This window comes from Streptococcus infantis (assembly GCF_047460825.1).
GTDB classification, from domain to species: domain Bacteria; phylum Bacillota; class Bacilli; order Lactobacillales; family Streptococcaceae; genus Streptococcus; species Streptococcus infantis_V.
Map to the genome: position 1 here is coordinate 1 of NZ_JASHFO010000033.1, position 18,193 is coordinate 18,193.

The following is an 18,193-nucleotide window of genomic DNA, read 5'->3' on the forward strand; positions in this document are numbered from 1 at the left end:
CTTGATCTTACCATCCTTATCGTTAGCTGCAGTCGCAATCACAACGTTGTCGCTGTCTTTCAACTCGAATGTAAATTCGCCAGCTTTAAGCTCACGGCCTTCCAAACGTTTCGTGAAGTTGAATTCTACTTCAATTGGAACGTTGTTGACACGTTTTTCAGTTGGTTTTTCTGGTTTCTCAACAGTTTTGCTTACTGGGTTGTAGTAGTTTACAATTTGAGTCGCAGTATTTTCGATGTCTACTCCACCTGCAACGTCAGCTTTAACAGTTGCTGGGATGTCGAATTTATAGTAGCGACCAAACTCGAATTTAGTTGTGTCGATGATTTGAGTGTTTTCTGCGTCGCCAAGTGACTTAGTGAAGCCAGCTTTAAGAGTTGCAGTCATCACACCATTTTCAACCTTGATGTCGAACTTATCTGTTACATCTGCTCCACTTACTGAATCGTAAGCCTTGATAGCTGAAGTATCTACATCAACTTTCGTTTCATCGAAGTCATCAGTGATTCCTACAGATTGAACGTTTTCTTTGTTAGTTGCTGAGAATTTAGTTGTATCCAACCATACTTGATAGTAGAGTTTATCTCCGCGGTTAACAGTCTTCGTATTCAAGTTTTGAGCTTCGTTGTTTGATGCATTGTCAGCGTATGGGTTCGCTTTAGTATCTGCGTACTTGTCTGCCAACTCTTTATCATCATCAACGAGCTTGTCGCCTCTGATATCGAATTTCGCTTCAGAAACAACGTATTTCTCTGGTTGGAACTTAGGTGCTGTTGGAGGAGTTACTGTATTGTTGAACTCTTTGTCAGCTGGTTCAGTTACGTTAGCAACCAATGCTTTAGCTGTACCGTCATGAGATACTGTTACAGTTACTTCTGCCTTCATTGTATCGTAAGTGACAGTAGCGTCTGCACCTTTAACCTCTGTTACAGTGTACTTATAAGTACCTTCTTGACCCTTCTTGTATTTAAGAGCAGTGACTTTTTCACCAGCTTTATTTGTGTACTCCACTGGAGCAAACTTGATCTTACCATCCTTATCGTTAGCTGCAGTCGCAATCACAACGTTGTCGCTGTCTTTCAACTCGAATGTAAATTCGCCAGCTTTAAGCTCACGGCCTTCCAAACGTTTCGTGAAGTTGAATTCTGCAGTGATTGGTACAGAGTTCACACGTTTTTGAGTTGGTTTTTCTGGAGTTTCTACAGATTTGCTTACTGGGTTGTAAACATGAACGATTTGGTTGGCTTTGTTTTCGATGTCTACCCCACCAGGAACATCCGCTTTAACTGTAGCTGGGATATCAAATTTGTAGTAACGACCAAATGCAAATTTAGTTGTGTCGATAACTTGAGTATTAGCAGCATCACCTAAAGATTTGTTCATAGAAGCTTTAGATGTAGCTGTAATTACTCCATTAGCTACTGTAATATCAAATTTAGATGTTACATCAACTCCTGTTACGCTATCGTAAGCTTTAATATCAGCAGAGTTAACAGTCAATTTATCTGCATCGTATGTATCAGAAATACCTACAGATTGGATGTTATTCTTGTCAGTGAAGTTCTTTGTATCCAACCATACTTGGTAAACTAATTTATCACCACGTTCAACAGTCTTGGTATTAATGTTTTCCGCTTCGTTGTTCTTGACTTGATCAGCATACGGATTTGCATTTGTTTCTGTGTACTCATCCTGAAGCTCATCGTCATCGTCCATTAATTTTGTACCTGTTAGATCAACTTTTTCTTTATTAAGGACAAATTTCTCTGGTTGGAATACAGGTGTTTCTGGAGGAGTTATTTTGTTGTTGAACTCTTTATCCGCTGTTCCATCAGTTGCTTTACCATTAGCGTCTACCCCACCTGTTGATGATACAGTAGCTACAGTTGTAAGAGTATGGCCTTTTTTAGAAACTTCAACTGTAATTGTTGCTTTCATGGTGTCATAAGTCATTCCAAGCTCTTTTGAAGCTGGAATCACTTCTTCAACAGTATAAGTGTGAGTACCAACTTTAGAGTTATCGAATGCTATTTCTTTAAATGTTACAGTTCCATCTTTTTTGTTAGTTACAGTTTCAACTTCTTGTCCGTTTGCATCTTTAAGAACGAATTTGAATTCTCCGTCTTTAAGTTCACGTCCAGCCAATTTCTTCGTGAAGTCAAATTTAACTTTTACTGGAGCTACGACAAAGTTGTTAAACTCTGTATCATTATTTGGTGTTGTTTTATTATTTTCCTCACCATTTCTATTTTGGCCACCTGTTGAAGTGTATGTAACAGTATATTCGTATTCACCCAAATAGTTATTGGCAGAATCTTTCTTTTCTTTAACTACAACTGTTGCAGTGACACTCATACCATCATAATCAACATCTGAGTCTGAACCAGCTTTTTCAGTGATAATGTAGTTATAGACACCTTCTTTATCCAAAGTAATCATTGGCACTGTTTTTTTGGTACCATCTGCCTGAATCACTTCTTTAGATTTGAAGATTACAGATCCATCGGCTTTATTCGTTACATCCTCATTGATAGCTGGAGTATTGGCATCAGCATTCTTAATATTAAATGTAAAGTCTCCATCACGTAATGTACGTTTATTTGTTGAATCGGTCAGTGCTTTTGTAACTTTTAACTCTACATCAACAGGAGGAATCTTATCATAATAGTAGACTGCTGGAGTAAATGGAGTAAGGGTATTTAACAAGTCAACGTTGGTACCAATCCCCCCTACACCATTGACCAACTGACTGTTATCTGACCAGTGACCAATTCCGTCTCCCAAGAATGGTACAAACACAGTCATATATGGAATATATTTAGGGTCTTTTTGGAAATCAAAACCAACTGTTTTACCATTTGGATGGTATACACCATTACTGTCTGTGAAGGCAATGGTATTCAGAGGATTCATTTGCTTCACAAGAGGCTTAGTATTCTTTTGTCCAGGAGCAATTGGTTCTGTCTCTGCAATTAGCATATAGCCATTTGTGTCCAGAGACCCATCTGAACGTTTATTTTGCTGTCTAGGATCCAACAAATAAACACGGATAACAACAGTACCATCTTCCTTGACAACTTCCTTAATACGCTTGATACCATAAGCATCAGCATCCATAAACTTATCACCAACATTGAAATGACGACTTAAATAACCTGAAGTCCCATTAAGTTCAGCTGGTTGATATAGGCGATAGCCTTTAAAATGACGAAGACCAGAAGAAGTAAATTCTTGTCCTTCCATACCTATAGCTTTATAAGAAGCTAGAGTTTCCTCATTACCAGTTGCTTTATAATTTTGGATAGATGGATTTTTTCTATCGGCTTCTGATTTATCTTTAGCCGCCTTATAGTCTGTACTATTCTCATCAACTACCTTATAAAAAGTTGAATTATCAACCATAACTGGAATGATACGGTTTGTGTTAGTAACTTCACGACCATTATAAGCTGGTTCAACTGCATTAAATATATCTGTAACTACACGAGAATCTGTTACATCTGAGAATAGTTTTTTATGAGCCACCTCTTCTGGAGTTTTACCAGCTTTATGTTGATAAGATTCAATTGCTGAATCAATCTTCCAATCAAATTGTAAGAAAGGTTTGTCGGTCTTACTAGCACCTTTACCTTTACCAGCATCATAATCTACATAAAATGTCAATTCTCCACCTGAAGCAGCAGCTGTTCTAGAACCTTCTGCTGTCTTCGTAAAGAGCTGTCTGCTTGAACCCGCTGTTACATTGTGTGTTTCAAGAACTGTATTGGTATTCTTATCTACCAATTCTACTACAGAAGCTACATTTTGATTAAAATCTTTTGAGACTCGAATATAGTAATTTTTGTTATAACGCGTATTGTAACGAGTTAAATCGATAACCCCATAAGTATACTTATCTCCAGAAGCAGCCTCATATCCAGCACGGATATTTTGAGATCTAACAGTTGCTCCATTAGGATTTGACATATCTGGAGTAGCTTCAGTTTTAGGGTTTAAAGTTGTTGCAACAGAAACCGCCTCAACATTGTGATTTGTTGCATCACGACGATTACGACGACGACCACCATTTGTAGCCAAGGCACCTGCATTTACAGTGTTTTCAGCTGCCAAAGCTAGTGTTTCAGTATCAACTAGTGGTTTTGCTTCAACCTTATTTGTTCCTGCATTTGCATCAAGGCTAGTTGCCTCAGCTACTGCTGAAACTTCTGTCTGTTGTTCAGACTTTTGATTGTTTGAGTCTGTTGGTACAGACTCTTCAGTTGCTGATCTAGCTCCTGCTGGTTTTACAGGCTCAGCCTTCACTTCAGAAAGTCCTACCTTTGGTTTTTCACTTTTGCTTTCTGTAATTGCTGGCGCAGATACTTCAGCTTTGACCTCAGTTGACTCTGTTTTTTCCTTCTCGGTCTTCACTTCCGTCGACTCTGCTTTTTTCTCTTCAGATTTAACTTCCGTCGACTCTGTTTTTGCCTCTTCAGCCTTAACTTCTGTTGAGTCTGTTTTTGCTTCTTCAGACTTAACTTCCGTTGTCTCTGTTTTTGCTTCTTCAGGCTTAACCTCAGGTGTTGAAGTTTCTACCTTTTCTTCAGAAGTTTCAGAAACAGCCGAATTTGCTAGATCCGTGGATGGCTCTGTCAACTTTTCCTTATCGACTAGTTCAGCCTTCTCAGCAGAAGCTGCTTTTTGTGCTACAATCTCAGCAGCATTTACAGCACTACCGTTAGCTAGCATAAAGCTAAGGGTCGTTCCTAAGAAAACTGATGCGACACCAACTTTGTATTTTCTTAAAGAAAATCGTTGTTGCTCTCTTCTTATCATGTGATAAGTTCTCCTTTTTTAACTTTTTGACTAATAATATGTAAGATTATTTATTTTTTCCTTAAAAGAAAATGTCTCTCCCAAAATTACTAGTAACGCTAACAGTATAACATAGTGTAAGATTTATAGCAAGAAAAAAGATGCTCCAAGCCTCAGCTTTAAATTGTATAATATGCATTTATAAAGAATATTTAGTATCAAGATATTTAAATTTCATACATTTAAATATTTGTTATTATTTCTGCTTTGTTCTCTATATAGGAAAAATACTCTGTTTTTAGAGCAAATTTATGATAAAAACAAAAAATTCAACTTATAGATTACAGTGAATGTTTATCACTTTTTAACATCTACAAGAAGAATTTTTATAATTTTTATGACTCTTAAAATTATCTCACATTAGTGAATCAATCTAGAAAATATATTTTTTTAGAGTACTTGATAAAGCCTGGTAACCAGAGACGCTGAGGTGAAGGCCATCTGTTGTGAAGTCTGACTTGAGTTGCCCTTTCTGATCGAGTAAGTTCTCAAAAACAGGCACAAATTCAACCTGAATATAGGCAGAGGCAAGGTCTTGATAGGCTTGGTTCCAGGCCTTGATTTTCTCATTAGTACGAATGTAAACAGTCTGCTTGAAGTTCGTACTCTCATTGACCGGTAAGATTGAAACTAGCTTTATCTGTGAAAGTGGATAATCACGAGAAATGGTTTGAATCACGCTTTCAAGATTATTTAGCGCTTCATTCATTGGAACATCCTTTCCAATGTCATTTGTCCCAATCAATAGTACAATTTGATCCACTGCATCACCATAGAGGTGAGCATCAAGATTCTCTCGTAAAAGCCCAATCTGATAGCCTCGAATTCCTCGATTCACAATGTTTTTTGACGTTCCAAATAATTCTTGCAAGGGAAAATATTCAACAATAGAATCTCCAATAAAGATGATATCTGGTTCAATTACTGAGATTTGATTGAGTTCACGATACTTGGTTTGGATTTTCTCCTGCTCTTTCAAGAGCCAGTTTTCTAATAATTGTACTGCCAAGTTATTCTCCTTCTTCTAGCCAGTTTTCTAAAACTTGGTAAACACCAGCCTGACTGTTTGCTGGCGCTACTTCTGTCGCAATTTCCTTGACTCTATCCTCTGCATTTTCCATTGCGTAAGAAATACCTGCCAACTCTAACATTTCAATGTCATTTTCACTATCACCAAAGGTCATGATTTGTTCGGGTTTTAAGTTCCAACGTTTGAGCAATTCTTCTAAGCCCCAAGCCTTATGAATCCCATCTTGTAAGATATCAATACAACCATATCCACTAGAAACAGCTCGCACATGACCATCAAATAAGTCATTGATTTCCTGTAAAACCGAATCGGATCGTTCTTCACCAACAACCATACTCATCTTGAGAACACCACCGAAGAGTTTAGAGTCAAATTCATCGACGAAGTGCATCCGTTGATAGAATTTCTTAATCATCTCCGGAGTCATGAATTTATCAAGTTCTGTAAAGACAGTGCCTTCCTTGACAAAACCGCCATTCATAGCAGTTACGACAAACTGATCCTGACACTCTCTGCCTTTAAAATGAGCCAAAGCTCTATCAACCATAGCATCGTCCCAAGTCTGAGCTTGAATCAATTGATCACTTTCGAATATACGAGCACCATTAGCAACCACGAGAACTACTCTATCTGCTAGATGTTCCAGTAATTGTCGCATTCGATGAACTTCATTTCCCGTTGCAATGACAAAACGAACTCCACGCTGATCTAGCTGATCTAAAATTTTCTCTAGTCGAGGTAGATCCAGTTGTCCTTGAGGATCCAACAAAGTACCGTCCATATCCGTCGCTATTATCTTAATATCCATCTTGCTCCTCTTTTTATGTCACTACCACTTCAAATTGACATGTTCATTCATTTCTTTATAGGCTGTATCAATCCGTTGCTTGGTGGCCTCGTCTAACTGGCTACGGTATTTCCCACCCTCTATAAAATCTTCCAGGATATAAGTTTGGTAAAGATAGAGTGGGTAGCCTTCTGGAGAATAGCCTCCCTTTGGAGTACGACTCACCCAGCTTGGATGGGCTTGGGCAGTTTCGATAATCGTTTTACCAGATTTCTTCTTAATGGTCACATCCATGAGAACTCCACGTTCCGTCCACTTGGCATTTTCCACATCCTGCATGGTTTCAATCCGTTGATTTGAGATGAAATTCCCCATAGAGTAAATGATAAGCTTTTTATCACCGTCTTTTTCAACCGTTTCAGCTGGTTCAACAACGTGAGGGTGACCACCAAAGATAATATCAGCTCCCCAATCAATCATTTTATGGTAAAGTTTCTTTTGCTCCTCAGTCGGCTCAATTTGATACTCAACTCCCATCTGAGGCATGATAATTGTAATATCTGCCTCCTTCTCTGCTCGTTCAATTTCAGCCTTCATTTTATCTTCGTCTAAGTCTGAAAGATAACGATTATAATCCTCTTGTGAAATGCTTTGTTCAATGCCGTTAAAACCATAGGAATAAGCTAAAATAGCAACTTTTATACCATTAACTTCCTTGATCAGTAAAGGCGCCTTGTCTCGTGATTCATGGGTATAGACCCCGACCGGCGTCATTCCTGCCTTTTCAATAGCATCTGCAGTTGAAACCACTCCCTCAATCTGAGAATCCAAGATATGATTGTGAGCCAAGTCTAGCACTTGATAGCCCGCATCTTTTATAGCATCCATGACTTCACCAGGTGCATTAAACAAAGGGTAACCTGCGAGATAATGGTCTTTATTTACAGTTCCTTCAAAATCACCAATGACTAAGTCAGCTTGCTTCAGCCAAGGTTTCACATATTCAAAATTTTCATGGAAATCATAGGTGCCATCTGATTTTTTGGCTGAAATGTAAATAATGTCATGATAGAGCAAATCACCATTTGCCATGATACGCGCACTTGTTTCCTGTTCCGACTCTGCATTCTTCTCCTGAGAATTTGACTTTTTCTGCAGGGCACTTGGATCACTACTGCTTAAAGAAATCCCTCGAGTTCCTTCCACTAATAAAGTCAGCATCATCGAGGTAGCTACCGAAGCTAACAGGACCACAATAAAAGTGCGATTGTTCCACTGCTTATAGCTCCTGAAAAATCGAACAGTATTTCTAATAGCATGTAAAACAGGACCATTTTTTCTTTTTCTACTACGTTGTTCCATCATTTTTCTCCCATGATTTTAAAGTCTATTTTCTTACTCTATTATACCACAGACAAATAGGTATTTCCTTTTATTCTATAATTTTTTAACAGCTTCTGTGACTTTCTTTCTCATCTGTTTTGTGTTATCATGTAATTGTAATAGAAGGAAAGGAAAGAATATGTCTGCTATAGAACGAATTACCAAAGCTGCTCATTTAATCGATATGAAAGATATTATCCGCGAAGGGAACCCTACTCTTCGTGCTGTTGCCGAGGAAGTCAGCTTCCCCTTGAGTGATCAAGATATCATTCTTGGAGAAAAAATGATGCAATTTTTGAAACACTCGCAAGATCCTGTTATGGCTGAAAAATTAGGTCTACGTGGAGGAGTTGGACTTGCTGCACCGCAGCTCGACATCTCAAAACGCATCATCGCCGTACTGGTACCAAATATCACTGAGGAAGGTGAAACTCCTCAAGAAGCCTATGACTTACAAGCTGTCATGTACAATCCTAAAATCGTCTCACATTCAGTCCAAGATGCTGCTCTAGGCGAAGGAGAAGGTTGCTTGTCTGTTGACCGTGCTGTTCCAGGTTATGTTATCCGCCACGCTCGAGTAACCGTTGACTATTTTGATAAGGATGGAGAAAAGCACCGCATCAAACTTAAGGGCTATAACTCTATTGTAGTTCAACATGAAATTGACCACTTAAATGGCATTATGTTCTATGATCGTATCAATGAAAAAGACCCATTTGAAGTTAAAGATGGCCTGCTCATTCTTGAATAAAGAAAATCCCGTTGCAAGACAGGATTTTGTGTTATAATGAAGTTATGAAAACAAACGATATTGTCTATGGCGTTCATGCCGTCACAGAAGCTCTTTTAGCAAATACTGGAAACAAACTCTACCTTCAGGAAGATTTACGAGGAAAGAATGTGGAAAAAGTTAAGGAATTGGCTACTGAAAAGAAAGTATCCATTTCTTGGACTTCCAAAAAATCACTTTCTGAGATGACTGAAGGAGCTGTTCACCAAGGTTTTGTCTTGCGTGTTTCTGAATTTGCCTACACTGAACTTGAGCAGATTCTTGCTCAGACACGCCAGGAAGAAAACCCACTACTACTAATCCTTGATGGTTTAACGGACCCACATAATCTCGGTTCTATCTTAAGAACAGCGGATGCAACCAATGTTTCAGGTGTTATCATTCCCAAACATCGAGCTGTCGGTGTTACTCCTGTCGTAGCAAAAACAGCAACAGGTGCGATTGAACACGTTCCTATCGCCCGCGTTACCAATCTCAGCCAAACCTTGGACAAACTCAAGGATGAAGGCTTCTGGACATTTGGTACTGATATGAACGGAACTCCTTGCAACAAATGGAATACCAAAGGAAAGATTGCACTCATCATCGGAAATGAAGGCAAAGGTATTTCAAGCAACATCAAGAAACAAGTAGACGAGATGATTACCATTCCCATGAATGGACACGTACAGAGCCTCAATGCCAGTGTCGCCGCTGCTATCCTCATGTACGAAGTCTTCAGAAATCGACTCTAATAAAAAGTGAGGTTGGGACAAAAGATCCCGACCTCACTTTTTATTAGTAATCAAACTTTGACGCGGTAGCTGATTGAACTTTTTGTTCGTCTTTTAAACTCTAAAAAGCTCTAATCATACTCGCGGGCTGGGACTACGAAATCGAGACTTTGTCTATCGATTTCTGTCCCATCGCCTTTTTAACTATGTTCAGTAATATATTTATAGGCCTCTTGACCTGCAATAGCACCATCTCCAACAGCTGTTGTAACTTGTCGAAGGTCTTTTTGACGAACATCACCAACAGCAAAAATACCTGCAACACTTGTCTTCATGTGGTCATCAGTCACAATCCAACCTGCCTGGTCTCGAATCTGCAATTCTTGAACGAAATCACTAACAGGATCTAATCCAACATAGATGAAGACACCACCAAAGGCTTGTTCTGTCACTTGTCCTGTTTTAACATTTTCAATGACAACTGACTCTACACGGTTCTCACCCTTGATTTCTTTGACAACAGAATCCCAAATGAAATTGATTTTTTCATTGGCAAAAGCTCTATCTTGCAAGACTTTTTGAGCACGAAGTTCATCACGACGGTGAATGATGGTTACAGACTTAGCAAATCGTGTTAAGAAGATTGCTTCTTCAACTGCTGAGTCACCTCCACCTACAACCAACAAATCTTGGTCACGGAAAAAGGCTCCATCACAAACGGCACAATAAGAAACACCACGGCTATTTAGTTCTTCTTCGCCTGGAACATCCAATAGACGGTGCTTGGAACCAGTCGCTACGATAACTGTACGTGTTTCAAATTCTTCATCAGCTGTGATAACTTTTTTTACATCACCATGGTCTTCAACATTTTCAACAAAACCGTAGAGATGCTCAACACCCAGATTTTCAAGAGGTTCAAACATTTTTTCAGCTAATTCTGGACCGCTGATATTGGCATAGCCTGGATAGTTTTCAATATCCGAAGTATTATTCATCTGACCACCAGGAAGGCCACCTTCAATCAAAGCAACTTTCAGATTACTGCGTGCTGCATACAAGGCTGCAGTCATCCCAGCAGGACCTGCACCGATAATAATCGTATCGTACATTCTCTTTCCTTCTTTCTTGTTGTAACTATTTTTATTCTAACGAATTAAATCCCATTTTACAACTATTAAGCCTTGAGAACCAACAAGATGCTCATGGTTGCAAATGACAATACTGGAATGGTCAAAACTCCAATCATAATCATATCGTAGAGATGGGCTTGACGTGCTTTAGCAGTTTTATCAACCCCCGACAGAGCTCTAAGTCCAATCCAGAGTCCCAAAATAATCAAGACCAGTAAAATTGTCAACACTAAACTCTCTAAATACAAAGCAAATAGCTGAACTAGCATGCTCTCTCTCATTTCTATTAATTTTAAAGAGCAAACCCAGTTAGCCTAGCCAACTGAGTCTCTCTTGTCTTCTATTATATCAAATATAGGTCCGTTTGTAACTAGCAAAGAATTCTTTTGTTCGTTCTTCTTTAGGATGATTGATAATCTCATCTGGTGTTCCAGACTCAATAATCTTTCCTTTATCCAAGAACAAAACCTTATCAGCTACCTGAGAAACAAAGGACATATCGTGACTGACCAAAATCATAGTTTGACCTGATTTTGCAGCATTAGCAATAGATCGTTCTACCTCACCAACCAATTCTGGGTCAAGGGCTGAAGTAGGTTCATCCAAGAGCAAGATTGCTGGCTTCATGGCCAAAGCACGCGCCAAAGCTACCCGTTGTTTTTGTCCACCTGATAAGTGGCGAGGATAGTGCTGTTGGCGATCAGAAAGACCAACCTTAGCCAACTCTTCTTTGGCAATCTTAGTTGCTTCTTCGTCGGAAAGTTTTTTAACAACTACCAAACCTTCCTTGACATTGTCTAGGGCTGTTCTACGTTCAAACAAATTGAACTGTTGGAATACCATAGACAACTTGCGACGAAGAGTCAGGATTTCTTCTTGAGTAATTTGAGAAAAATCCACTTTGAAATCATCAATCTGAATGCTTCCACTATCAGGTGTTTCCAGATAATTTAGGCTACGAAGAAAGGTTGATTTCCCTGCTCCTGATGAACCAATCAAAGCCACTACTTCCCCTTTTTGAATATCTAAATTCAGATGATCCAAGACGGTTTGACCTGAAAAGGATTTGCTTAAATTTGAAATCTTAATCATTAGCGAAGGTCTCCTTTCACATCTGTTTTCACATTATCTGGTGCTTCGATGGCCATTTTTCTCTCAATAAAGCGACCAAGATTTTCAATAGCGATATTTACCACCCAGTATACAAGGGCAACTGAGATGAAACGTTCGAAGTAACGGTAGTCTGCACCACCCAAAATCTGAGCTTGGGCAAAGACTTCTACAACACCAGCACTAAAGGCTAGGGAAGTACCCTTAGTCAAACCGATTAGGGAGTTAATCAAGGTTGGAGTCGCTACTACCGCTGCATTTGGAATAATCACACGACGATAGACTTGAGCACGTGTCATCCCAAGACTACGAGCGGCTTCAATCTCTCCAGGATTGACAGAAAGAATAGCAGCACGGATAGTTTCACTAGCGTAAGCTGCTTCGTTAAAAGCAAAAGCTACAATGGCAAAAGCTGCAGCCGGAATCGCATTAATATTAAAAGCAGTTCCCCATTGTTGATTCAAGGCTTTTAATGCCAGAGGAATTCCATAGTAAGTCAACATCAGCTGCACTAGGATTGGTGTCCCTTTTAAGAAACTAACAAAGAATGCTTGTATTGGATAAAGAATTCTAACGCGATTAATTTTTACAATAGCAAAAACCAAAGCCAAGATGATACCAAAAAAAGCACCAAATACTGTCAACATCAATGTTGTTGGCAATTGTTGTACAATTCTTGGAATCCCATCAAAGACGGAACGAAAACTAAACAGTTTACCGTCTGGAATATACTGCATCAAGTTTTGGTACCAATCTGATGCTAAAAGTGTTGTAACATTCATAGAAACATCCTCTCCTGATAATGAATCATTCTATCATACTTCTGCCTAGATTTAAAATATTTGCTACGAGCAGAAGAGACTTTGTCTACCTACTAGTTTATCATACTTTAAAAGTGTGAGGTTATATATTTTACCTATCAAGGAGATAGAAAAAAACTATTTCAAATCCAAGTTGTCGTAGGTTTTACGATAGCCAATTTGTTTAACAACACCATTCTCCACTAATATTGGACGTTTTAATAACATACCATCACTGGCCAAGAGTTTGGCTGCTTCTTTATTGGATAAAGTCCCAACCTTATCTTTTAAGCCCAGTTCACGGTATTTAATTCCACTGGTATTGAAAAATTGCTTCAACTCAAATCCTGAAGTTTCAATCCAGTTTAAAATGATCTTTTCACTCGGAGTGTCTTCTACAATATGAACATCTTTATACTCTAGCCCGAGTTGATCTAACTCTTTTTTGGCTTTTTTACAAGTTGTACATTTTGGATATTCGATAAATTCTAACATTTTCTTTACTTTCTATTTCTTATTTTCTTGAAATGCTGCACCTTCATGCTTTAAGAGCCAAGCCTTCTTGTCAATTCCTGAAGCATAGCCTGTTAGACGATTACCAGCACCTAATACGCGGTGACAAGGTACTAGGATTGACCAAGGATTACGTCCTACTGCTCCTCCGATTGCTTGTGCAGAAGCTACTTGCAAGTCCTTAGCTATTTGTCCATAAGTAACAGTCTGACCAAAAGGAATTCCACGCAAGTAGTTCCAGACTCTTTTTTCAAAGTCACTACCAACAGGAGCCAAAGGTAACTGAGACAAATCTTGATTTTGTCCTTTAAAATAAGCATCTAAACAGCTAGCAATTTGATTTAAAATGGGATGACTTTTCACCTCAACTAGATTACACACCGACAAACCTCGCTCAAAATGGCTCTGTGCTTCAACCCATATCCCAAACAGATAGTGATCATCTGCTACCAAAGATAAGATTCCAATCGGAGACTTGTACAGCATCTTTGCATACTTCTTAGACATTTGATTTTAATTTTTGATAGGCCAAACGTTCCCCATCTACTGGAACTTTACCGACCTGTTTAAAACCAAGCTTTTCAAAGATATGTTGCATGGCCTTGTTTTTATCATGTGTATCTGAACGAAAATCCAGGTAATCAAAGCCTTCAATCAAGCCTTCCAAGAAGATCTGGGCAACACCTTGCCCTTGGACATCTCTAGAAACCGCAATCCGGTGAAATACAAGATATTCTGGTTCTCTTCCTTCCCAACTTCCATCATAAATGGCTTCATAGGCTTTTTCTGGACTTTTAGTCACTGCTGCATAAGCTAAGAGTTCTCCTTCTTCCAGGGCTACATAAGCCTGACCTGAGATAATATCTTCGATAATCGTATCAGTATTTGGATAACCATTTTGCCACTGAGTGCTACCAGCTTCTGCCAAGCATTTTTTAGCTTCCTCAATCACCTGCATAATTGCATCTACTTCATTTGGAAAGGCTAAACGAATTTCCATCTTATCTCCTCTTTTCTGACTAGTTTCTCTCATCATAGCATAATTTAAGGCTTTCTACAAGCAGTTAAAACTTGACTTTTTATTTCTATTATTTTATAATCTAGTTATCAAAACTAGATAAACAGAAGTTGGAAATGAAATCTACTTTTTCCTACCCAGAATGGGACGAAATTCCAAACATTGATCTTTATTTGGATCAGGTCTTACTTTATGTAAATAAAGTTTGTTCCCCAATTTCTCTTGCTAAAGAGAAAGGTTTAACTGCATCAATGGTGAACAACTATGTCAAACACGGCTATATCAGCAAACCTGAAAAGAAAAAATACCAACGCAAACAAATCGCCCGATTGATTGCTATCACAACGCTCAAGTCTGTTTTTTCAATCCAGGAAATTGCTCAAACCCTTAATACCCTACACACAGAGACTAACTCAGAAGAACTTTACAATGCTTTTGTAAACTACATGAACGAAGACCTAGACCCAGCTAATCCTATTATCCGAACAAGCTGCCAAACGGTCAAGCTCTATCATCAAACACTTGCACTGGTCTATAAAGAAACCGAAGAGGAGGAAACAAATGAATACTAGTTTTAAACTTAGCAAGCGCCTTAGTTTTGGAGAAGAGATAGCAAACAGTGTCACCCATGCTGTAGGGGCACTTATCATGCTGATTTTGCTCCCTATCTCATCAACCTATAGTTATGAAGCTCATGGATTTTTATCATCGATTGGGGTGTCGATTTTCGTTATTAGCCTCTTTCTCATGTTCCTTTCATCGACCATTTATCATTCTATGGCTTATGGTTCCACTCATAAGTACGTGCTTCGTATCATCGATCATTCCATGATTTATGTTGCGATTGCTGGCTCTTATACTCCTGTCGTTTTAACCTTGATGAATAACTGGTTTGGTTACCTGATTATTGCTATCCAATGGGGAACAACTATTTTCGGTATTCTTTATAAAATCTTTGCCAAAAAAGTCAATGAAAAATTTAGTCTAATTCTCTACTTAATTATGGGGTGGTTAGTTGTGGCTATCCTACCAGCAATCATCAGTCAAACAAATCCAATCTTTTGGACTCTTATGGTATCAGGTGGGCTTTGCTATACAGTTGGTGCTGGATTTTACGCTAAGAAGAAACCATACTTCCATATGATCTGGCATCTCTTCATCCTAGCAGCTTCTGCTCTGCAATACATTGCCATTGTTTATTACATGTAAAAATAGGCCGGGAAAATCCCGACCTATTTTTATTTTTTGCACATGTTGATAAAGTATTGATGCAAGCGAAGATCATTTGTCAATTCCGGATGAAAGGAGGTCACTAGCATATTCTTTTCTTGAGCAGCAACGATTTGATGATTCACTACTGCTAGAATATCAACACCCTTACCAACTTCACTAATAATAGGTCCACGGATAAAGGTCATGGGAATCTTGCCAACACCCTTGCACTCTGCTTCGGTATAAAAACTTCCTAGCTGACGTCCATAGGCATTGCGCTCAACTACTATATCCATAGTCGCTAGATGACTTTCCTCTTGAGAAGCGATTTGTCTCGCTAGCAAAATCAAACCGGCACAAGTCCCAAAGACTGGTAAACCATTGAGAATAGCCTCTCTTAGAGGGAGTAGCATATTCTGGTCACGTAGGAGTTTTCCCATAGCTGTCGACTCACCGCCAGGTAAAATCAAACCTGACAAGTCACTCTGATGTTGTTGAAAGTCTTCAAGATTTCGCAATTCAATACTTTCAACTCCTAGTTCAGCAAGCACTTTTTCGTGTTCTACAAAGGCTCCTTGTAAGGCCAATATTCCGATTTTCATCTATTTTCCTCGCTCAGCCATGAGAATTTGGATTTCATTCTCATTGATACCAACCATGGCTTCTCCCAAATCTTCTGAGATTTGAGCTAAAATTTGAGGATTTTGATAGTTTGTGACTGCCTTGACAATGGCTGCTGCACGTTTAACAGGATCACCTGACTTGAAAATCCCTGAGCCGACAAAGACGCCTTCTGCACCTAGCTGCATCATGAGAGCAGCATCTGCTGGTGTTGCAACTCCTCCAGCTGCAAAGTTGACAACTGGTAATTTACCATGTTCGTGGACGTATTGAACTAATTCTACTGGAACTTGGAGTTCTTTTGCTGCGACATAGAGTTCATCTTCACGGAGATTTTGGATGCGACGGATTTCTTGATTCATCATGCGCATATGGCGGACTGCCTGAACGATATCTCCTGTTCCAGGTTCCCCTTTTGTTCGAATCATTGAAGCTCCTTCAGCGATACGACGCAAGGCTTCTCCTAGATCTTTTGCACCGCAAACAAAAGGAACTTGGAATTCTTTCTTATCCACATGGAAACGATCGTCAGCTGGAGATAACACCTCACTCTCATCGATATAGTCAATCTCGATGGCTTCCAAAATCTGTGCTTCAACAAAATGCCCAATTCGAACCTTGGCCATAACTGGAATACTGACTGCTTCTTGGATTTCCTTGATCATCTTTGGGTCGCTCATGCGAGAGACACCACCAGCTGCACGAATATCAGCTGGGATTCGCTCCAAGGCCATAACAGCTGCCGCACCTGCAGCCTCTGCAATTCTTGCTTGTTCAGGATTTTGAACATCCATAATGACGCCACCTTTAAGCATCTGTGCCAAATTTTTATTTAATTCATAACGATTTTCAGTCATTTTTTCTTCCTCAATAGTTGTATTGGTAGCTACAGTTTTATTGTAAGGTAAAAAAGACTGCATAACAAGATAAAATAAATCAATTTGTCCGGGTACAATTATATCAATCATCAAAAAAGTACCCATATAAGGTACTCTTATTTCTTAGATTTTTTAATGTTTTTAACAAGATAAAACAGATATCCTGAAACCATATAAGCAACAAAGATAGTGGCTGCCCATTTAAAGACAAAGCCCCAACCATGTTTGGTAGCATTCAAAAAGAAATAAGGGAAGGGACTATCCTTAGCATTAGGGACATCCATCTTTAGAACAAAACCGTTTAAGAGGGCAAAAATCATATAAAGCAAAGGAAGGCTAGTCCAAAGCATGGGATCAACCAACTTATATTGGCGACTTTTGTCAAAAATAATTGTATCTGCTAAAAACCAGAGAGGGACAATGTAATGGCAAAGGAAATTCTCCAAACGGTAAAAATCTGTCGTCAAAGGAGCCAGCATGAAATGATAGATGACACAAGTAATCATAATACTCATAGTGACGCCACCTTTGAGACGTAGAATACCAGGACTCTGCCAACTATGACCGCCACTACGCATCTTTAACAAAAGATAACCTGTAAAGAGTACAACCAAAAGGTTAGAAAGTACTGTGTAGTAAAGCAACATCCCTAAACCACCGCGTTTGGTAATCTCCAAGTATACACCAGTAAATGCTGCTATAAATAAAAAGATACGACTATAAAATATTACTTTTTCGTTTTTAATCATGATTAAATCTTCTTCACAAATTCTGATTTAAGTTTCATAGCACCAAAACCATCAATCTTACAGTCAATGTTATGGTCACCTTCAACAATACGGATGTTTTTCACACGAGTTCCTTGTTTGAGGTCTTTAGGAGCACCTTTGACCTTAAGGTCCTTGATCAAGGTTACTGTATCTCCATCAGCTAGTTTGTTCCCATTTGCATCGATGGCAACAAGACCTTCTTCAATCTCAGCTTGCTCAGCAGGATTCCATTCATAAGCACACTCTGGACAGACTAGCAAGGCTCCGTCTTCATAGACATATTCTGAATTACATTTTGGGCAATTTGGTAATTGACTCATGTTATCTCCTTAAAAAATTTATGATTATTTGATTGTCAAATTTTCGTTAACAGGATCTATTATACCTTAAAATTCAAAATTTGACAAATTGCTAAAAAACCGACTCACCACTATCATGGTCAATCGGTTAAAAATGGCTCTATAATATTTGTAGTGGGTAAATCCCCTATGGATATTATGGAGCCTATTTTTGTGTAGAAAAAAAGTCCCATATGACCTATAATGAAAAGCGATCAAACAACTCATTAGAAAGAATCATAT

Annotated in this window: 19 protein-coding genes; 4 read left to right on the forward strand and 15 right to left on the reverse strand. The window is 38.8% G+C overall.

Annotation, left to right across the window (positions count from 1 at the left end):
* From QM911_RS08570 to QM911_RS08585, 4 genes are all read right to left on the reverse strand, one after another.
* Positions 1-4,815, reverse strand: a 4,815-nt coding sequence (locus QM911_RS08570; RefSeq protein WP_414313724.1) for an SspB-related isopeptide-forming adhesin, incomplete at its 3' end; no start/stop codon positions are given.
* Between the two features lie 412 nt (positions 4,816-5,227).
* Positions 5,228-5,863 (reverse strand): SGNH/GDSL hydrolase family protein, encoded by a 636-nt coding sequence (locus QM911_RS08575; RefSeq protein WP_414313725.1) that lies wholly within the window; start codon positions 5,861-5,863, stop codon positions 5,228-5,230.
* A 1-nt stretch (position 5,864) separates the two neighbouring features.
* Complete coding sequence (locus tag QM911_RS08580; protein ID WP_414313726.1) at positions 5,865-6,692, reverse strand: HAD family hydrolase; 828 nt, start codon at positions 6,690-6,692, stop codon at positions 5,865-5,867.
* A 21-nt stretch (positions 6,693-6,713) separates the two neighbouring features.
* Positions 6,714-8,033, reverse strand: coding sequence for a CapA family protein (locus QM911_RS08585; protein WP_414313727.1), 1,320 nt, complete (start codon positions 8,031-8,033; stop codon positions 6,714-6,716).
* 160 nt (positions 8,034-8,193) lie between these two features.
* Here QM911_RS08585 and def point away from each other — a divergent pair, with 160 nt between their 5' ends.
* Both def and rlmB read left to right on the forward strand, forming a co-directional pair.
* Positions 8,194-8,805, forward strand: a complete 612-nt coding sequence (gene def, locus QM911_RS08590) for a peptide deformylase (RefSeq protein WP_001272935.1) — start codon at positions 8,194-8,196, stop codon at positions 8,803-8,805.
* A 44-nt stretch (positions 8,806-8,849) separates the two neighbouring features.
* Positions 8,850-9,578, forward strand: coding sequence for a 23S rRNA (guanosine(2251)-2'-O)-methyltransferase RlmB (gene rlmB, locus QM911_RS08595; RefSeq protein ID WP_414313728.1), 729 nt, complete (start codon positions 8,850-8,852; stop codon positions 9,576-9,578).
* A 179-nt stretch (positions 9,579-9,757) separates the two neighbouring features.
* Here the strand turns inward: rlmB and trxB are convergent, their stop codons facing one another.
* The 7 genes from trxB to QM911_RS08630 form a co-directional block, all read right to left on the reverse strand.
* On the reverse strand, positions 9,758-10,669 hold the full coding sequence (gene trxB, locus QM911_RS08600) for a thioredoxin-disulfide reductase (RefSeq protein WP_414313729.1): 912 nt from the start codon (positions 10,667-10,669) through the stop codon (positions 9,758-9,760).
* A gap of 65 nt (positions 10,670-10,734) precedes the next feature.
* Positions 10,735-10,959 carry a DUF4059 family protein gene (locus QM911_RS08605; RefSeq protein ID WP_000960970.1) on the reverse strand — a complete coding sequence of 75 codons (225 nt, stop codon included), beginning with the start codon at positions 10,957-10,959 and terminating at the stop codon, positions 10,735-10,737.
* A 79-nt stretch (positions 10,960-11,038) separates the two neighbouring features.
* Positions 11,039-11,782 (reverse strand): amino acid ABC transporter ATP-binding protein, encoded by a 744-nt coding sequence (locus tag QM911_RS08610; RefSeq protein ID WP_311522753.1) that lies wholly within the window; start codon positions 11,780-11,782, stop codon positions 11,039-11,041.
* The gene (locus tag QM911_RS08615; RefSeq protein WP_414313730.1) at positions 11,782-12,582 is read right to left on the reverse strand and encodes an amino acid ABC transporter permease; all 801 of its coding nucleotides are present in this window, start codon (positions 12,580-12,582) and stop codon (positions 11,782-11,784) included. The genes QM911_RS08610 and QM911_RS08615 overlap by 1 nt, the downstream gene beginning before the upstream one ends.
* A 156-nt stretch (positions 12,583-12,738) precedes the next feature.
* Positions 12,739-13,095 (reverse strand): Spx/MgsR family RNA polymerase-binding regulatory protein, encoded by a 357-nt coding sequence (locus tag QM911_RS08620; protein ID WP_414313731.1) that lies wholly within the window; start codon positions 13,093-13,095, stop codon positions 12,739-12,741.
* A gap of 12 nt (positions 13,096-13,107) precedes the next feature.
* A complete protein-coding gene (locus tag QM911_RS08625; RefSeq protein ID WP_414313732.1) occupies positions 13,108-13,599 on the reverse strand; it encodes a methylated-DNA--[protein]-cysteine S-methyltransferase in 492 nt (163 codons plus the stop codon).
* Positions 13,600-13,612: 13 nt separating this feature from the next.
* Entirely contained in the window at positions 13,613-14,113 is a 501-nt protein-coding gene (locus tag QM911_RS08630; protein ID WP_414313733.1) for an N-acetyltransferase family protein, read from the reverse strand.
* Between the two features lie 134 nt (positions 14,114-14,247).
* On the opposite strand from QM911_RS08630, the gene QM911_RS08635 reads away from it, so the two are divergent.
* Positions 14,248-14,703 carry a DUF1836 domain-containing protein gene (locus QM911_RS08635; protein ID WP_414313734.1) on the forward strand — a complete coding sequence of 152 codons (456 nt, stop codon included), beginning with the start codon at positions 14,248-14,250 and terminating at the stop codon, positions 14,701-14,703.
* A complete protein-coding gene (gene trhA, locus QM911_RS08640; protein ID WP_001097751.1) occupies positions 14,693-15,340 on the forward strand; it encodes a PAQR family membrane homeostasis protein TrhA in 648 nt (215 codons plus the stop codon). Before QM911_RS08635 ends, trhA begins: the two co-directional genes overlap by 11 nt.
* Positions 15,341-15,369: 29 nt before the next feature.
* Here trhA and pdxT read toward each other — a convergent pair whose 3' ends face one another.
* From pdxT to QM911_RS08660, 4 genes are all read right to left on the reverse strand, one after another.
* A complete protein-coding gene (gene pdxT / locus QM911_RS08645) occupies positions 15,370-15,945 on the reverse strand; it encodes a pyridoxal 5'-phosphate synthase glutaminase subunit PdxT (RefSeq protein WP_414313735.1) in 576 nt (191 codons plus the stop codon).
* The gene (gene pdxS, locus QM911_RS08650) at positions 15,946-16,821 is read right to left on the reverse strand and encodes a pyridoxal 5'-phosphate synthase lyase subunit PdxS (protein WP_006153788.1); all 876 of its coding nucleotides are present in this window, start codon (positions 16,819-16,821) and stop codon (positions 15,946-15,948) included.
* A gap of 137 nt (positions 16,822-16,958) precedes the next feature.
* The gene (locus QM911_RS08655) at positions 16,959-17,591 is read right to left on the reverse strand and encodes a Pr6Pr family membrane protein (protein ID WP_414313736.1); all 633 of its coding nucleotides are present in this window, start codon (positions 17,589-17,591) and stop codon (positions 16,959-16,961) included.
* A 2-nt stretch (positions 17,592-17,593) separates the two neighbouring features.
* On the reverse strand, positions 17,594-17,932 hold the full coding sequence (locus tag QM911_RS08660; protein WP_414313737.1) for a zinc ribbon domain-containing protein YjdM: 339 nt from the start codon (positions 17,930-17,932) through the stop codon (positions 17,594-17,596).
* Between the last annotated feature and the right edge of the window lie 261 nt (positions 17,933-18,193).

Excerpts from the sequence above, each read along its gene's own strand:
- QM911_RS08580 (WP_414313726.1), bottom strand. The coding sequence starts at position 6,692 with ATGGATATTAAGATAATAGCGACGGATATGGACGGTACTTTGTTGGAT.
- QM911_RS08585 (WP_414313727.1), bottom strand. The coding sequence starts at position 8,033 with ATGGAACAACGTAGTAGAAAAAGAAAAAATGGTCCTGTTTTACATGCT.
- def (WP_001272935.1), top strand. The coding sequence starts at position 8,194 with ATGTCTGCTATAGAACGAATTACCAAAGCTGCTCATTTAATCGATATG.
- rlmB (WP_414313728.1), top strand. The coding sequence starts at position 8,850 with ATGAAAACAAACGATATTGTCTATGGCGTTCATGCCGTCACAGAAGCT.
- trxB (WP_414313729.1), bottom strand. The coding sequence starts at position 10,669 with ATGTACGATACGATTATTATCGGTGCAGGTCCTGCTGGGATGACTGCA.
- QM911_RS08605 (WP_000960970.1), bottom strand. The coding sequence starts at position 10,959 with ATGCTAGTTCAGCTATTTGCTTTGTATTTAGAGAGTTTAGTGTTGACA.
- QM911_RS08610 (WP_311522753.1), bottom strand. The coding sequence starts at position 11,782 with ATGATTAAGATTTCAAATTTAAGCAAATCCTTTTCAGGTCAAACCGTC.
- QM911_RS08615 (WP_414313730.1), bottom strand. The coding sequence starts at position 12,582 with ATGAATGTTACAACACTTTTAGCATCAGATTGGTACCAAAACTTGATG.
- QM911_RS08620 (WP_414313731.1), bottom strand. The coding sequence starts at position 13,095 with ATGTTAGAATTTATCGAATATCCAAAATGTACAACTTGTAAAAAAGCC.
- QM911_RS08625 (WP_414313732.1), bottom strand. The coding sequence starts at position 13,599 with ATGCTGTACAAGTCTCCGATTGGAATCTTATCTTTGGTAGCAGATGAT.
- QM911_RS08630 (WP_414313733.1), bottom strand. The coding sequence starts at position 14,113 with ATGGAAATTCGTTTAGCCTTTCCAAATGAAGTAGATGCAATTATGCAG.
- QM911_RS08635 (WP_414313734.1), top strand. The coding sequence starts at position 14,248 with ATGAAATCTACTTTTTCCTACCCAGAATGGGACGAAATTCCAAACATT.
- trhA (WP_001097751.1), top strand. The coding sequence starts at position 14,693 with ATGAATACTAGTTTTAAACTTAGCAAGCGCCTTAGTTTTGGAGAAGAG.
- pdxT (WP_414313735.1), bottom strand. The coding sequence starts at position 15,945 with ATGAAAATCGGAATATTGGCCTTACAAGGAGCCTTTGTAGAACACGAA.
- pdxS (WP_006153788.1), bottom strand. The coding sequence starts at position 16,821 with ATGACTGAAAATCGTTATGAATTAAATAAAAATTTGGCACAGATGCTT.
- QM911_RS08655 (WP_414313736.1), bottom strand. The coding sequence starts at position 17,591 with ATGATTAAAAACGAAAAAGTAATATTTTATAGTCGTATCTTTTTATTT.
- QM911_RS08660 (WP_414313737.1), bottom strand. The coding sequence starts at position 17,932 with ATGAGTCAATTACCAAATTGCCCAAAATGTAATTCAGAATATGTCTAT.